Source organism: Rhizobium sp. P1_B8 (assembly GCF_056406515.1).
The window spans coordinates 1-13,837 of the sequence record NZ_JBFTZZ010000058.1 but is presented as its reverse complement, the minus strand read 5'-3'; the positions used below and the strand labels follow the sequence as shown (position 1 = coordinate 13,837).

The 13,837-nt window shown below is 60.7% G+C and carries 14 protein-coding genes and 1 pseudogene; 7 read left to right on the top strand and 8 right to left on the bottom strand.

The features are described 5' to 3' along the window. Positions 1-307 precede the first annotated feature (307 nt). Complete coding sequence (locus AC1D2N_RS35545) at positions 308-706, bottom strand: DUF1236 domain-containing protein (protein ID WP_026230571.1); 399 nt, start codon at positions 704-706, stop codon at positions 308-310. 198 nt (positions 707-904) lie between these two features. Between AC1D2N_RS35545 and AC1D2N_RS35540 the strand changes: the two genes are divergently transcribed. Beyond that, positions 905-1,198, top strand: a complete 294-nt coding sequence (locus AC1D2N_RS35540; RefSeq protein WP_018241694.1) for a hypothetical protein — start codon at positions 905-907, stop codon at positions 1,196-1,198. Between the two features lie 50 nt (positions 1,199-1,248). Here the strand turns inward: AC1D2N_RS35540 and AC1D2N_RS35535 are convergent, their stop codons facing one another. After that, complete coding sequence (locus AC1D2N_RS35535) at positions 1,249-2,100, bottom strand: class I SAM-dependent methyltransferase (RefSeq protein WP_130653528.1); 852 nt, start codon at positions 2,098-2,100, stop codon at positions 1,249-1,251. 166 nt (positions 2,101-2,266) lie between these two features. Between AC1D2N_RS35535 and AC1D2N_RS35530 the strand changes: the two genes are divergently transcribed. The 3 genes from AC1D2N_RS35530 (at position 2,267) to AC1D2N_RS35520 (ending at position 4,520) form a co-directional block, all read left to right on the top strand. Further along, the gene (locus tag AC1D2N_RS35530; protein WP_018241692.1) at positions 2,267-2,443 is read left to right on the top strand and encodes a hypothetical protein; all 177 of its coding nucleotides are present in this window, start codon (positions 2,267-2,269) and stop codon (positions 2,441-2,443) included. A 62-nt stretch (positions 2,444-2,505) separates the two neighbouring features. Next, complete coding sequence (locus tag AC1D2N_RS35525; protein ID WP_130652232.1) at positions 2,506-3,894, top strand: sensor histidine kinase; 1,389 nt, start codon at positions 2,506-2,508, stop codon at positions 3,892-3,894. A 2-nt stretch (positions 3,895-3,896) separates the two neighbouring features. Next, entirely contained in the window at positions 3,897-4,520 is a 624-nt protein-coding gene (locus tag AC1D2N_RS35520) for a response regulator (RefSeq protein WP_047622355.1), read from the top strand. A gap of 27 nt (positions 4,521-4,547) precedes the next feature. On the opposite strand, the gene AC1D2N_RS35515 is transcribed toward AC1D2N_RS35520, so the two are convergent. Continuing rightward, positions 4,548-5,093, bottom strand: a complete 546-nt coding sequence (locus AC1D2N_RS35515) for a hypothetical protein (protein WP_080764132.1) — start codon at positions 5,091-5,093, stop codon at positions 4,548-4,550. A 291-nt stretch (positions 5,094-5,384) separates the two neighbouring features. On the opposite strand from AC1D2N_RS35515, the gene AC1D2N_RS35510 reads away from it, so the two are divergent. The 3 genes from AC1D2N_RS35510 to AC1D2N_RS35500 all read left to right on the top strand — a co-directional run bounded on the left by AC1D2N_RS35510 (position 5,385) and on the right by AC1D2N_RS35500 (position 7,118). Next, positions 5,385-5,873: a hypothetical protein gene (locus tag AC1D2N_RS35510; RefSeq protein ID WP_047622356.1), complete on the top strand. Its 489-nt coding sequence runs from the start codon at positions 5,385-5,387 to the stop codon at positions 5,871-5,873. Between the two features lie 169 nt (positions 5,874-6,042). Then, positions 6,043-6,837: an exodeoxyribonuclease III gene (xth, locus tag AC1D2N_RS35505; RefSeq protein ID WP_047622357.1), complete on the top strand. Its 795-nt coding sequence runs from the start codon at positions 6,043-6,045 to the stop codon at positions 6,835-6,837. 98 nt (positions 6,838-6,935) lie between these two features. Continuing rightward, complete coding sequence (locus AC1D2N_RS35500; protein WP_047622369.1) at positions 6,936-7,118, top strand: hypothetical protein; 183 nt, start codon at positions 6,936-6,938, stop codon at positions 7,116-7,118. 47 nt (positions 7,119-7,165) lie between these two features. On the opposite strand, the gene AC1D2N_RS35495 is transcribed toward AC1D2N_RS35500, so the two are convergent. The 5 genes and pseudogenes from AC1D2N_RS35495 to AC1D2N_RS35475 all read right to left on the bottom strand — a co-directional run. Continuing rightward, positions 7,166-9,250 (bottom strand): FAD-dependent oxidoreductase, encoded by a 2,085-nt coding sequence (locus AC1D2N_RS35495; protein ID WP_130652231.1) that lies wholly within the window; start codon positions 9,248-9,250, stop codon positions 7,166-7,168. A gap of 6 nt (positions 9,251-9,256) precedes the next feature. Beyond that, a complete protein-coding gene (locus AC1D2N_RS35490) occupies positions 9,257-10,426 on the bottom strand; it encodes a Gfo/Idh/MocA family protein (RefSeq protein WP_130652230.1) in 1,170 nt (389 codons plus the stop codon). 24 nt (positions 10,427-10,450) lie between these two features. Then, positions 10,451-12,106: a GMC family oxidoreductase gene (locus tag AC1D2N_RS35485; RefSeq protein ID WP_130652229.1), complete on the bottom strand. Its 1,656-nt coding sequence runs from the start codon at positions 12,104-12,106 to the stop codon at positions 10,451-10,453. Between the two features lies 1 nt (position 12,107). Then, positions 12,108-13,658 (bottom strand): GMC oxidoreductase, encoded by a 1,551-nt coding sequence (locus tag AC1D2N_RS35480; protein WP_130652228.1) that lies wholly within the window; start codon positions 13,656-13,658, stop codon positions 12,108-12,110. Positions 13,659-13,673: 15 nt separating this feature from the next. Next, positions 13,674-13,837: pseudogene (locus AC1D2N_RS35475) on the bottom strand (sugar ABC transporter ATP-binding protein); the annotation flags it as partial.

Below are 13,837 nucleotides of genomic sequence, written 5' to 3'. Positions count from 1 at the left end.
TTGAACCTGTGGAACCCAGACACGGCCGGCGGCACTGCTATGTCGGCCGCCGGTGGCGACAAGCACGGCGAGAATGCCGGCGATTGCCAGCAGGATGGCGATCAGCGGCACGGCCAGACCACCGGATTTCTCTTCGGAATAGATCATGTTCCTCTCCTCGCTGGCGCTCCGGCGGCGGGGGTCGCCGCCGGGGGCATCGGCTGTTTTTGGCCGCACGACGACGCTGCCGTCGATCGTGCGGCGGTTCCCGGACTTTGAGCGATGATTTCCGGATGAGGACGCGGCAGAGGCCGCGGATAGGATCAGATCACTTGATGACCTGGATCACCTTGCGGGACGACGGTTCGACGATGACACGTTCATCATTGACCACCGCATAAGCATAGGTCGGGTCATCCGGAATAGGCGTTACGACAACCGTCTCCGGCAGGGGCTGACCGACGACAACCTTCTCCTTCACGACCACGCGCGCCGATGGTGCCGGAGCCTCGCGGACATAGGTGACGACCTTTTGCGGCGGCGGATCGATCACGGTTCCAACGACTGCGCCGGCAACGCCGCCGACGGCGGCGCCAACGGGGCCGCCGACGATCGCCCCAGTGACCGCGCCACCGGCGGCACCGTTGACGGTCGAGGACTGGGCGAATGCGACGCCCGACATGAGGGTCGCGGCAGTTGCCGCACCGACGATAAGCTTGGAGATCATTTTCTCCTCCTTCTGTTTCGAGGCGGCCTTCGTGACCGCTGCCAACCAACTAGCTGGACACAGGGTCGTTCCACGCCTCAGACCTCAGTCTGATCGACCCCGGCCTTTGGTCCCAAACCCATTCCAAGGCCCGTTGCCGACGCTATTTCAAGATCGAGAACCCGCATAATCGCGGGCATAAGCAGGAGATCGAAGGAGATGGCGCGATCCAACCGCCGGGAAGCCGGACGCAGGCGCCTGGCGATGCGTCTGCCGCATATGCGGAAGTTGATCATGGAAGCGCGCGACCCGTGGCAGCTGGAGCTCTTCGAAGCCTATCAGATGGCAGTCGAAGCCCGCGACTCCGTTCGAAGGCGACGGTTCAATCCGAACCTGGTGCTAGAGTACGACGAAACCTGTTTGGTGATCGAGCGGCACGTCATCTGCGCGATAGAGGAAGCCTCCTACGCACACCCGTTGAAGTCCGACGAGCCGTCATACCCGGGCGGATAGATCTTGCGACGGTATCGCCTGATTGAGGCGACAGCCTGCGCCACGGAGTCTTATGGTGCGCGGCAGGCGACGATGAGCGCGCTCATGCCGCCGCAAGGACGGGCTCCGTAGCGCGATTCCACGCGCTCGGCCACTTGAGCGACGATTTCCGGCATACGCTCCTCCGGCACCCGCCGTTCGACCTCTCCCCTGAGCGGAGTGCCTTGGCAGAACGCCGCAGCCACGTCGCGCGCGGTGGCCGCGACTGACGTCAATTCGACCCGATCGCAGGATACCGCGTCAAACCCCGCCGAAGTCAGCTGCGCCTTGATCGGATCGGGGTCGAAGTAGGAATATTGCAAGCGCCTGAAAAAATCCGGCGGATCCGACGGGAAGAGGCTTCCCAGGCATTCGTCCACACATCTTGCGAAGTCGTTGGCCTCGATTGAATCCCACGTCGAGAACAGGAAACGACCTCCGTTCCGCAACACTCTTTTGGCCTCGCCATAAGCCTTCAGCTTATCCGGAAAGAACATTACGCCGAACTGGCAGACGACGAGATCGAACATCGAAGACGCGAACGGGAGATCTTGCGCATCGGCGTGCATCCAGTGGGTCCGCGACATCGTCAGCGATGGTGCGCCAACGTCGATCATCGCCTGGCTGAGATCGGTGGCAACGATCTCCGTTGCCGGATCAAGCGTCGCCCGCAGAGCACGAGTCAAGGCGCCCGTCCCTGCCGCGACCTCGAGAAGGCTGCCCGGCTTCAATCGCTCGGCGACGATCGCCATCTCCGAAGCATAGGGCTCGAAGAGAATCGGCACGAGATGGCTATCGTAAAATTCGGCGACGCCTTCCTCGAACGGCTGGAGAGAAGCGACAGATGCGGCGCGGGCGCTGCCTTCGAAGTCCATGGAAATCATCACTCACAAGCCTCCAAACCCAAGTCGGTCGGCCAGGAAGTATGTCTGAATCTGCTGATGTCTACGGGGGTCAGACCTTGGTCCCAACCTACTCCGACCGAAGTCCCGGAGGTGGAACGCGCATCGGACTCGCGCCGTTTCGAACGATACTGAAGGAGATCCGAACATGAACCAGAGTCATAGATCCAGAGTGAATGACGCCTGTAACGCGTCCGTCTTCGCCCTTGTTATCGTTCTGGCCGCCCTTCTCTACGTGTTCGGCGCAGCCATGTCGGGCGATACCGTCGGGCTGACCCAGAGCATAAGAGGCGCCGAGGTCTTCGACACCAGGAATGTGCCCTGACGCTGTTTGGAAAACTCTAAAGACGCGGTAGGTTAATCGGGCAGTCTCTTACCGGTATCAAAATGAATTGGCTTCGTCGCTGGAATGCCCGCTCACTCGCCTCCCAGTTCTTTATCGCGGGTGGGCTCATATCGATCGCCGCCATGTTCGTGGTAGGCTTTTTTGTAAGCCACCTGATAGAGGAGGCCGTCATCCACAATTCAGGCGCGGCGACGGCGCTTTATGTGGACAGCGTGATCGCGCCACTACTTCCCGATATGCAAACAGAGTCATTGCTTGATGAAGCGAGTGCTCAGGCTCTGGACGAGACACTCGGTCAAGGTGCGCTCGGCAAGCGCCTTGTTTCGTTCAAGCTGTGGCGAAGCGACGGCACCATCCTCTATTCGAACGAAAAGGAGCTGGTGGGCAGGAAGTTTGCGGTAAGCGACAAGCTGCAGAGGGCATTCGCAGGATCTCTCGTCGCGCGCTACGAAATCGCCAGCGATCCGGAAAGCGACAAGGAGCGCGCGCTCGGCAAACCGCTCATGGAGATCTATAACCCTGTGCTCCAGCCGTGGTCCGGACAAGCGGTCGCCGTCCTTGAGTTCTACGAGACAGCACAAGGACTGGGCGATAGTCTGGCGCATGCCAGGCTCCGGAGCTGGGGCGCCGTCACCGCTCTCACGGCGACCTTTTTCCTTGTTCTCTCCGTTCTGGTGTTCCGGGGTAGCCGCACGATCGAGACGCAACGCAAGGATCTCAAAGAACGGGTCGATGAACTGTCTGCACTGCTGGCGGAAAACCGCGGACTCCAACGACGACTGCAGCGCGCCTCCCAGCGGGCGGCAGCGCTGAACGAAACTTATTTGCGCAGCATCGGTGCAGATCTGCACGACGGTCCAGCCCAGCACATTGCCTATGCCTCACTGCGCCTCGACAGCGACATGTTGATCAATGCGTCCACCCAGCCCGAAGCGCGTGAAAAAGAGCTTGCCTGGATACGCTCGAGCCTTGCCGAGGCGATGACGGAGATCCGCAATATCTGCAGCGGACTGGTGCTTCCGCAGATCGAGAAGTCCTCAATCACCGAGATCGTCACGCGGGTCGTCGAAGCGCATCAACACAAGACCGAGACCCATGTCGAAACGATTATCAACGAAGATGGACCGGACCTTCCTCCTGCCGTGAAGATCTGTATCTATCGCTTCATTCAGGAGGCCCTGAATAATGCCTATCGCCACGGTGGCGGCGTTCAGCAGGCTGTCAGGGCTGTCTCGCGCAAGGGTCATGTTCGTGTCGAAGTCAGCGATCACGGCGACGGCTTCGATCCGAGCGAGGTGAGACCAACGAGCCTCGGCCTCGTGGGGTTGCGGGAGCGCGTCGACAGCCTGGGGGGATCCTTCGACATCAAGACAGGCGAAGAAGGAACGACCGTGACCATGATCTTCGAGCCAATGGAAGTGGGAGAGTAGCGATGACATCAATCACCATCGGCGTCGTGGACGATCATCCGCTTTTTCGAGAGGGTGTAACGCGTAGCCTGTCGGAGATCAGCGGCTTTGTCGTCGTTGGTGAGGGAGCCAGCAGCGACGACGCGGCGATGATCGCCTCAGACAACCACCCCGACATCATGCTTCTCGACGTCTCGATGCCCGGCGGCGGGCTGTCTGCGGTCAGTGACGTCCTGGCGCGGAGTCCGACAACGAAAGTGCTGATGTTGACGGTATCCGAGGAGGTGGACACCTTACTGGGAGCTCTGCAACGGGGTGCGATGGGTTATGTTCTGAAAGGTGTCGGTTCGCGAGGCCTCGCCGAAGCAATCCAAACCGTCCTGCGTGGCTCGCGATATATCTCGCCGACGATGTCGGCAAAGGTCATGGAGAATTCGCTGAATGGCGGAACCTCCGACAAGAGCAGTCTGACGCCACGGGAACGCGAGGTGATGGATCTTGTCGCCCAAGGCATGTCAAACAAGCATATCGGCTTGCGTCTCAGCCTGCAGGAAAAGACTGTAAAGCACCATATGACCCAGATTCTGAGCAAGCTTGGTGCCTCGAACAGGACGGAAGCGGCTCTGCAATGGCGCGAACGGCGCTGAAAGAAGTTATTGCCCCGCTATCACGCTTCAGCGAAGAAAGCGGCTCAGCCGGCGGGCATCGTTGGCTGTCGCCTGTCGATTTATGATCGTCCGGCCTTTCGAGTCCTTCATAATGTAGCGACCGCGCTGCAGGACTTCAGTGATACCATTCGAATGACGGACGTCGATCGAGCCATCGGACGCTGCCGTCGCTTTCGTTCCCGATCCTACTGACGACCCTGAAGACGAGGAAGAGGATCCCGTGCTGCCGGTGGAACTCCCACCATTGCCATTCCCTGAGCCATTGCTGCTGCTGTTGCTGCTGCCACCACCATTGCTATTGCCATTCCCTCCCCCGTTGCCGTTACCGCCGCTGTTGCCATTCCCTCCCCCATTACCGTTGCCGTTCCCACCGCCGTTGCCGTTCCCACCGCCGTTGCCATTCCCATTGTTGCCGTCTTTTGCCTGCGCGCGTTCCATAGCCAGAACAGGAAGGAAACCGCCGAGATTCAATGTGGCTGGTGATGCGGCAGCGACGAGAGCGACGGCCGCGCTGCCGCCCAATCGCAGAAAATCGCGTTTCCGGATACTCATGCCATGGCCTCGTTCGTCCGTTCTTCGCCGTTTTCCCATGCAAAATATGACGCATAAGGTTTCTCGCTGTTCCGCAGACAAATTGCAACCGACCTAGGTAGTAGGCGCCGGCAAGACTTTGGTCCGGCTCAATTGATTGCCATACTCGGCGTCCAGAAAAGTCCGAGCGATCGCAAACCCAGAGTCACTCGCTTCTCCATCTCCGTTGCTCTGTGAGGTGAGGAAGCATTTCTATGGAACTTCTCCCCTCGTCGTCGCTTTGTTTGTCGAAGTGCAACAGAGGAAACCCCGATGGCAAACCCGAACGAATCCCCCGCAGTCCAGTCCATGCGAAAAGAGCAGGCAGAGCAGCGGAAGCAGACCCGTAAAGGCGAACTCGACAAAGCAATCGAGGACACCTTTCCGGCGTCCGATCCGGTGTCAGCCACCCACACCTCAATTCCCGCCGGCCGTAGCGACGTCGAGGCGGCCGAGCGTGTGAAGCGGGAGCCCGATCCCACCAAGCTGGAGGACGAGTTTCCACTCGTGGATCAAGCCCTGCGCTCGACCGGTGAAGCGGCCCGCTCCACCGATGTCGATCGCGAAGAAATGCGCGCGCTTCAGAAAGAAGCCGGTCGGATGGCCGAATCCGCTTCGGATCTGGCTTCTGGAACAGCCCGCCTGGCAAAGGCGGAGGCTCGCACATTCGTCCACGACCTTGAGGATCGCATACGCCGGCAGCCGCTGACAGCGGTCGCAATCGTCGCCGGCATCGCCTTCGTCTTTGGTGCGACGCGTTGAGCAGCCAAGTGGCGGTCGGCTCGCTCGATCACCCCGTGAGGATTCGACCGGCGGAACATTGCGGTGTGGAGCGCCGCCTCCATTGGGATGTTTACGGGCGGGAATTTCCTGAGGCGGAAACTCGGGAGCGTTTCTAGAGCCTGTCCGTGCTTCGACTTCCGGGGGCATCGTGAAAATCGCAACCTATAACGTCAACGGCATCAATGGACGGCTGCAGATCCTGCTTCGCTGGCTCAAGGAGGACGCGCCCGATGTGGTCTGCCTCCAGGAACTGAAGACAGACGACGCCGGGTTTCCACGAAAGGAGATCGAACGGGCCGGCTACGGCGCCGTCTGGCATGGACAGAGATCCTGGAACGGGGTGGCCATCCTGGCGAAGGGCAAGACCCCGATCCTGACGCGGCGCGGTCTTCCCGGCGATCCGGACGATACCCACAGCCGGTATATCGAAGCTGTCGTCGACGGTATCCTGATCGGATGCCTCTATCTTCCGAACGGAAATCCGTTCCCAGGAGCAAAATTCGATTACAAGCTTCGCTGGTTCCGTCGCCTACACGAATATGCCATCGAACTCCTCGATATCGGGGTGCCTTCGATCCTGGCCGGCGACTTCAACGTCATGCCGACGGAGATCGACGTATACAAGCCGGAACGCTGGCTGGACGATGCCCTTTTCAGGCCGGAAGTGCGCAAGGCCTATGCTCATCTCGTCGCCCAGGGCTGGACCGACGCCGTCAGACATTTGCATCCAGAGGAGCGGATCTACACCTTCTGGAAATACTGGCGAAACAGCTTCGAACGTGACGCTGGGCTTCGGATCGACCACTTCCTGCTCAGTCCGGCCGTCGCACCGTGGCTGCGATCGGCGACCGTCCGGCGAAAGCCGCGCGGCTGGGAGCACACGAGCGACCACGCGCCCGTCATGATCGAGCTCGACGTTTCCGAGGCGGAAGCCGATCTGTGAGCCGCGAGCGAGGGAACCTGTCACGTCGCTGCGAGTTAGCTTTTAAAGCGCCGATGCAAAGGACCTGCCCCGCAATTCTCCAACCTGATGTGACCGATATGAACGAAAGCAAGAACTACCTGAACACCGACGAGATCCGGGCCGACGATCAGCTGTCGCCGAAGCCTGTCGAAGGCAAGGATCCGCCAAGGCGGGTGCGCAGAAGCGAGGAAGCCATCGCCGAAGGCTCTGATGATACCGAGCGCCTCCGGGTTCAGCCTCCCGTTGCAAATCCTGATTGATCAACCCATGGACCCTTCTCGAAGTGATTCAGGTTCCTGGCATCACCTCAGTTGCCAGCATCCAGATCGTAGATGCGGCCCGTCAACCAGGCTGGCCAGTCTCGCTCGAAAAAGGATCTGGCGCTTTCATCGAAAGTGCGGTTCGCACGCGTTGAAAGCCTAATCTCATCGCCATCAAGCCGAACGACGATCTGCTCCTTGCGATGCACTTCGCGTTCCTTCCGGAAACGATAATCCTGCAACGGCCCTGCGCTCGCAAGCGGAAGGGATTCGCCCTCCGCATCGCATATTGCGCGCGCCCCGCGGCTGCCGCCTCCATTGCGAATGAAGAAATCAAGTGCGCTGAGCACGGCTTCCGACGCGAGCGCCATATGCCGCCATTGCACACCTCGAACCGCCTCCGCTGCGCGACCATAGGCAATGCCGTCGGCGCGAATTTCAGCGTTCAGTTTCCGCGCTTCGACCAAGGCTCTGCCTACGCTCTCCTGATCGCAGATGATGCCAGCCTTCTCGCTCATTCGTGCCTGCACTGCCAAGCGGATTGATTTGACGGTGAGCGGGCTCTCCTTGCGGAGGCCGGCAAGGAGGTCGGCGATGCCCGCCTCTGCGATATCGGCTATATCCCCCGTGGGGTGCCGCTTCGCCCTGCGGCTGGCGCTGATGTGCTCGGCCGCGCGGGTGCCGAAGACTTGCCCGGCATTGAGCGCCGCTCCGCCCGGCCTCGTCACGCCGTGGGTGCCCGCCGCTTCTCCAACCGCATAACAGCCGCCGAGATTGCTGCGGCCCCAGGTGTCGACCATGATGCCGCCGTTCATGTGCTGGTTGTTGACCGCAAATTCCAGCGGCTCTTCGGCAATATCGATCTTGTAGCGGCGGTAGAGCTCGATCGCGAGCGGGTTCATATGCTTCAAGCGATCGATCGGCATGGCCTGGTCGGCGCCCGCCTTGCCGAGATATGCGCGGACGTCTTCATCCAGTCTTTCCAGGCTGAACGGCAGATCGCCCGGCACGGATAGGGGATTGCGGTTGAAATCCATAAAGACGCGCCGTCCTGCGGCGGTTTCGCTAGCGATGGCAAGGTCGACCAGGCTTGAACCGAAATCGAGCATGCGCGTCGCGTGAAATGGCCACTGATAGCCCTTGCGGAAAATGTTCGACGCCAGCTCCTGCGTGCTGCGGTAATATTCTGCCAGGAAATGGTGCTCCCTGCCTTCGCTATCGAGTGAGTAGATATGCGGGATCGCCTGGACGTAGGTGCCAGACAGATTCCACGGGAACCCTTCCCTGCGTGTTCCGATACCAAACTGGCTTTCGGTCAGGTTCACGAGCTCGACGCCGGCCTCAAGCGCCAATCCGAGCGAGCCGAAGCAGCCGTTGGGATAAACGCTGTCGCGATAGAGTTCGCCCGGTCCGCCGGCCGCAAGCACGATCACGCCACTGACGAACAGCGCGATGCCCAGCGGGTTCTCCTCCGTGCGATCGCGGGCGCGCATGGCGAGTATGCCGACGACATGACGGTCATCGCCATCGCCCCCGGTGAGGATCTTTACCGCGGTGGTCTGGTTGTAAAACGGCACGCCGAGCCGGATCGCCTCCTCGGCCAGCACCTTGACCATCAGGCGTGACGTGCGCGGGCCGCAACTGGTAGCGCGGCCGACTTCGTCATGGTCGGTCTGATATCTGAGCGTTCCGCCCAGCGGATCCTGCGGCAGCGGCAGGCCGAGGAACTGAAGCGACGCCATCATCCGGGACGAACCCACAGCCTCGACATAGGCCGTGTCCTCGTCCATTGCGCCACCGCTGCGGATGGCTCGGGCCATCGCCTTGTAATTGTCGCCCTGATCCGCCGTATTTGCAGTGTGAAGGGTCTGCTTGTCGGATCCCGAACAGGCCGAGGTTCCACCCCACGCGCTTTGGCTGACGATGACGACGTCATCGCCGCGCCGCTTCATTTCCACCGCCGCACGCAGACCTGCCGCGCCGGATCCGACAACGACGCAAGCAGCCCGATAGATCGGCACCTGGACGCCGGCGAGCCGAACCACTTCCGAAGGGGCGGGCTCGGTTGGGAGCCGCGGCATGTCGACATCGGTCAGCGCGTCAAGAATTTCCTGCGGAACGTCTATGGTCATCGGCGTTCAACCCAGCGGGATGTCGACCCAGCGTTTTTGCCGAGAGGACTCCATGCATGCATCGACGATCTGGCAGATGTGATGGCCGGTATCGAATGTCGGCCACATCGGCCTGTTTGCGACGATCGAGCGGATCACCTCGGCCACCTCGATGATCTTGCTTTCATTGTAGCCTAGGCCGAAATTCGGCAGAGGAAGGAAAGCCCTGAAGGTGGGGTTTTCAGGCCCCACGTCGATCTCCCGGAAGCCGCGCCGCCCCGTCCGGTCGTCGTTGGAGTAGAAGCGCAGCCGGTTTATCTCGTCATAGGTATAGGCGATGCTGCCTTTCGTTCCATAGATTTCGTAGGTCTGCATGAACTTGCGGCCGGTCGCGACACGGCTGAAATCGACGATCCCGCCGGCGCCGTTCTCGAACCGACACAGCAGGTTCGTCGCATCGGGATTGGTGATATCGGCCCAGGTCTCATTGCCTGACAGTTTCACCTGCTCGCCATAGGCAAGGCCCTCGACGACAGGCCGACGCGGCGTCACAATGAGATTGTCGGCGATCAGCGAACTGACGCGGCCGACCAGGAAATCCATGAAGCTGAAGATGTGCGAACCGGTATCACCGACGATCCCGGTCGGCGCAAGCTTTCCATCGGCGCGCCACATGAAGGGCGCGTAGGGATCGCCATACATGTCGACGTGCTGGCAGCCGCGGAACAGCTTGATCTCGCCAATTTCGCCGGATTGAATGATGTCTTTCGCCAGATCATGGACGGGATTCCGAGGAAAGGCGTGTCCAACGCGGGTAATGACACCCTTCGCCCGGGCGATGTCGGCCAGTTCCCGCGCTTCAGCGGCGGTGTTTGCCAATGGCTTCTCGCAATAGACATGTTTGCCGGCCAGCAAGGCTGCCTTGGCCACCTGGTAATGAAGGTGGTCGGGCAGGCAGATATCAATCAGATCGACATCAGGATCGGCAACCGCGAGATTCCAATCCTGAAGAATTCTTGCACCCGGCGCCCTGTGGGAAAGATCCCCGGCTGTCTTCGAGGGATCTTCGACGAGAGCGACGATCCGTGCCGTTCCGTCCGACACTCCGAAGAAATGCGGAAAGGTCTGATAGGCCATCGTGTGGACCTTTCCCATCCAGCCCGAGGCGCCAAGCACTGCAACTCTGACTTCAGACATTGTCGTCTCTCCTCTCGATATGGCTTACCGGATTTCGGCGCGGGCCCTAGGCCTCACATCGTTGCGTTCGTAGGCGAAGATGGTGGGGGCAAGTGCCGGCAAGCCTCGGATGAGGTCCGATCCTTTTTCGCCGACCATGATCGTCGGGGCGTTGGTATTGCAGGACGGCACGCGCGGCATGACGGATGAATCGCAGACCCTGAGGCCTTCCAGGCCATGGACCTTGAGATCGAGCCCGACAACCGCGTCAGGCCCTGTCCCCATCTTGCAGGTACCGACCGGATGATGATCGGTCTTTGCGTTGGCGCAGCCGTAGTCGAAAAGCTCTTCGTCGGTCATGACCTTCGGTCCTGGAAGCCTTTCGGCCATGACATAGGGCTTCAGCGCCGCCTGTTGCATGATCTCGCGCGCGATCTTGAGCCCTTCCAGCGACATCGTCCTGTCGTGCGGATCGGACCAGTAGTTGGGATCGATCAATGGAGAGGCGGCCGGGTCAGAGGATGACAGACGGACTGTCCCCCGCGAGCGCGGATGCAGATAGGCGGAATTAAGTGTCACGCCCGCATTCTTGAGCCGCTCGACACCCGCTTCGATGCCCGAACCCAGGCCGAGATGGAACTGGATATCAGGAGAACGGGCTTGCGGATCGGCGTACCAGAAGCCGCCGGTCTCGAAGAGCGACGAGGCGACAGGACCGGTGCGGAACAGGACGTATTGAATCCCGGCCCAAAGTGTCCGGTGGAGTTTTGCAACGCCATCATAGGTGTGATCGCCCGTGCATTCAGCGATGACGAAAAGATCCAGGTGATCCTGCAGGTTTTCGCCGACACCCGGCAGATCGTGGAGCACCTTGACGCCCACAGACCGCAGATGGTCGGCCGGTCCTATGCCGGACTGCAAAAGCAGCTTCGGCGATCCGATCGCGCCCGATGACACCAGCACTTCGCGTTCGGCGCGCACGATCTCCAAGCCGCGAGAGGTCACGATTTCGACGCCTGTCGCACGGGCTCCCTCCACGATAATACGGGCGACGCGCGCGCCCGTCCGGACCGTCAGGTTCTTCCGGTCCTTGATCGGGGAGAGATAGGCGAGCGAAGCCGACGACCGGCGGCGGTTGCGCTGCGTGAGCTGATAAAATCCCACTCCCGCCTGCTGGCGTCCGTTGAAGTCGTGATTATAGGGAATGCCGAGCTCCTGCCCTGCACGGATATAGGCGTCGCAGATCGGCAACGGCGCAGCCGGCATCGAGACGCCCAGCGGACCGCCATAGGAGTGATAGTCGTCAGCGAAGCGCTGATTGTCCTCCGCGCGTTTGAAATAGGGAAGGATCGAGCGGTAGTCCCAGCCCTCGCAACCGTCTTCACGAGCCCAGAGGTCATAATCCGCCGCGTTTCCGCGTGTATAGAGCTGGGCGTTGATGGACGAGCCACCGCCGATGACTTTCGCCTGCGTATAGCGAAGCACCCGACCTTTCATGTGCTTCTGGGGAACAGTTTCCCATCCCCAGCTGGCAACGCCTTTGGTCATCTTGGCGAAGCCGGCCGGCATGTGAAAGAGCGGATTCCAGTCGCCTCCGCCCGCTTCGAGCAGGAGCACGCTGACATCGGGATCTTCGCTCAGCCGGCTCGCAAGAACGCATCCTGCCGGACCGGCGCCAGTGATGATGTAATCGAATCCCATTTTACTGTCCTGTTGCATCCGGCCTGGCGACCGCCAGCGCCTGTGTCACGCCTGCAAAGTCCTTCGACGCGATGTGATCTGCCACTCTCAGCGCTTGGGCGGCGATGGTGAGCGCAGGATTCACCGCGGCCGAGGTGGGGAGGAAACTGGCGTCGACGACGAAGAGATTTTCGTGATCATACGAACGGCAGTACGCGTTCAGCGGCGCAGTCGCGGGATCGTTTCCGATGCGGATCGTTCCGCACTGATGCGAGGGCGTGCGCTTGTCGAACGGCCTGGAGAGCACGATCGGAAATCCGATCGACTTCAGAATCCCCTTCAACTTGGCGACAAGTGCGAGGTGGGCGTCCCAGTTGGTTCGTTGCCATTGGAGAATAATCCGGTCTCCATCCACCATGACACGGCTTTCGGGATTGGGAACGTCCTCGCTCATCGCATAGAAGTCGATGGCATGGCCTGTGATGAAGCGCAGAAGCCACTCCGGAGCCTGCGGCAGAGAGCCCTTGAGGACCTTTTCAGAGATGCGACCGAGGAGCTGCACGTTGCCGAGGGGCGGTCCGCCCTCCCCGTCGGAGAGATAGAAGTCGTTGAAGGCAAACGTCTTCTGGTAGATGGAGGTGTTCCTGAACCGCGGCGAGACCCCGATGACGGCGGACGCATTGTGATTCATGAAGTTGCGGCCCACCTGGTCGGAAGAGTTCGCCAGACCCTGTGGGAAGCGGTCGTTTTTCGAACGCAGCAAAAGCACGGATGATTGGACCGCCCCGGCGGAGAGGATCACGATCTTAGGCGAAACAGTCACCGTCTGCCCGTTCTTGATGTAGGTCACCTGGTCGATCCGGCTCCCCGCTCCAAGGTCGAGCCTCGTTACACGCGCAGTGGTTTCGAGCCGCACGTTCTCGTGTCTCAGCGCCACTGCGAGGGCTGCAGTCTCGGCATCCATCTTGCCGTCCCGTGCGTTTGGATGCGCATCCCATGGCGTGCGTGCTTTGGAGAGCCAGGCGTCAAGATCCAGGCCGAGCGGTAGGGAAAACGGATGCAGGCCTTTCTGCTTGAGGCGCGCCCTGACATCGGCAATCGGCGCCTCGTCGGGGACTGGCGGGTATTCGTAGGCAGCCGTGTGATGCGGTTCGGTGGGATCTTCGCCCAGACTGCCACGGACCTGATACATGCGTTCAGCCTGGCAGTACCACGGCTCCAGCACCTCATACGGAAACGGCCAGGCTGGAGATACGCCCTCGCGGTGTTCGATGACTGCGAAATCCTCTTTGCGATAACGCGACAGCACGGCGCCGTAGAACTTCGAATTCCCGCCGACATTGTAATAGTTTCCGGGATTGAATCCCTTGCCGTTCGCCTCGTACCAGGTTTCCTTCGGTCGAAAATGTCCCCGCTGGAAGATCGCGCGTTGGTCGCGGTTGATCGGAAGGTCGGCGATATGATCGCCGGCTTCGAGGATCAATATCTGCGCGCCGGTCGAGGCCAGGCCGGCCGCGACCGTGGCGCCGCCGACGCCTGAACCGATGATGACGATATCAGGTGAACTGCTCATGTTAACACCTGGCCATCACACGATCCGCGCCTGGCTCTCGGGATCGAAGAAGACGGCCTTGTCGAGATTGAATGCGAGGCGGGTGTTTTGTCCTGGAGCGATGCCGGTATCGGCGCGCAGGCGGGCGACGACGGATTTGCCGCCGAGCTTGGTGACGGCGAAGGTGTCGGAGCCGGCCG

Coding starts and splice junctions, on each gene's coding strand:
- AC1D2N_RS35545 (WP_026230571.1), bottom strand. CDS start 706: ATGATCTCCAAGCTTATCGTCGGTGCGGCAACTGCCGCGACCCTCATG.
- AC1D2N_RS35540 (WP_018241694.1), top strand. CDS start 905: ATGGCGCGATCCAACCGCCGGGAAGCCGGACGCAGGCGCCTGGCGATG.
- AC1D2N_RS35535 (WP_130653528.1), bottom strand. CDS start 2,100: ATGATTTCCATGGACTTCGAAGGCAGCGCCCGCGCCGCATCTGTCGCT.
- AC1D2N_RS35530 (WP_018241692.1), top strand. CDS start 2,267: ATGAACCAGAGTCATAGATCCAGAGTGAATGACGCCTGTAACGCGTCC.
- AC1D2N_RS35525 (WP_130652232.1), top strand. CDS start 2,506: ATGAATTGGCTTCGTCGCTGGAATGCCCGCTCACTCGCCTCCCAGTTC.
- AC1D2N_RS35520 (WP_047622355.1), top strand. CDS start 3,897: ATGACATCAATCACCATCGGCGTCGTGGACGATCATCCGCTTTTTCGA.
- AC1D2N_RS35515 (WP_080764132.1), bottom strand. CDS start 5,093: ATGAGTATCCGGAAACGCGATTTTCTGCGATTGGGCGGCAGCGCGGCC.
- AC1D2N_RS35510 (WP_047622356.1), top strand. CDS start 5,385: ATGGCAAACCCGAACGAATCCCCCGCAGTCCAGTCCATGCGAAAAGAG.
- AC1D2N_RS35500 (WP_047622369.1), top strand. CDS start 6,936: ATGAACGAAAGCAAGAACTACCTGAACACCGACGAGATCCGGGCCGAC.
- AC1D2N_RS35495 (WP_130652231.1), bottom strand. CDS start 9,250: ATGACCATAGACGTTCCGCAGGAAATTCTTGACGCGCTGACCGATGTC.
- AC1D2N_RS35490 (WP_130652230.1), bottom strand. CDS start 10,426: ATGTCTGAAGTCAGAGTTGCAGTGCTTGGCGCCTCGGGCTGGATGGGA.
- AC1D2N_RS35485 (WP_130652229.1), bottom strand. CDS start 12,106: ATGGGATTCGATTACATCATCACTGGCGCCGGTCCGGCAGGATGCGTT.
- AC1D2N_RS35480 (WP_130652228.1), bottom strand. CDS start 13,658: ATGAGCAGTTCACCTGATATCGTCATCATCGGTTCAGGCGTCGGCGGC.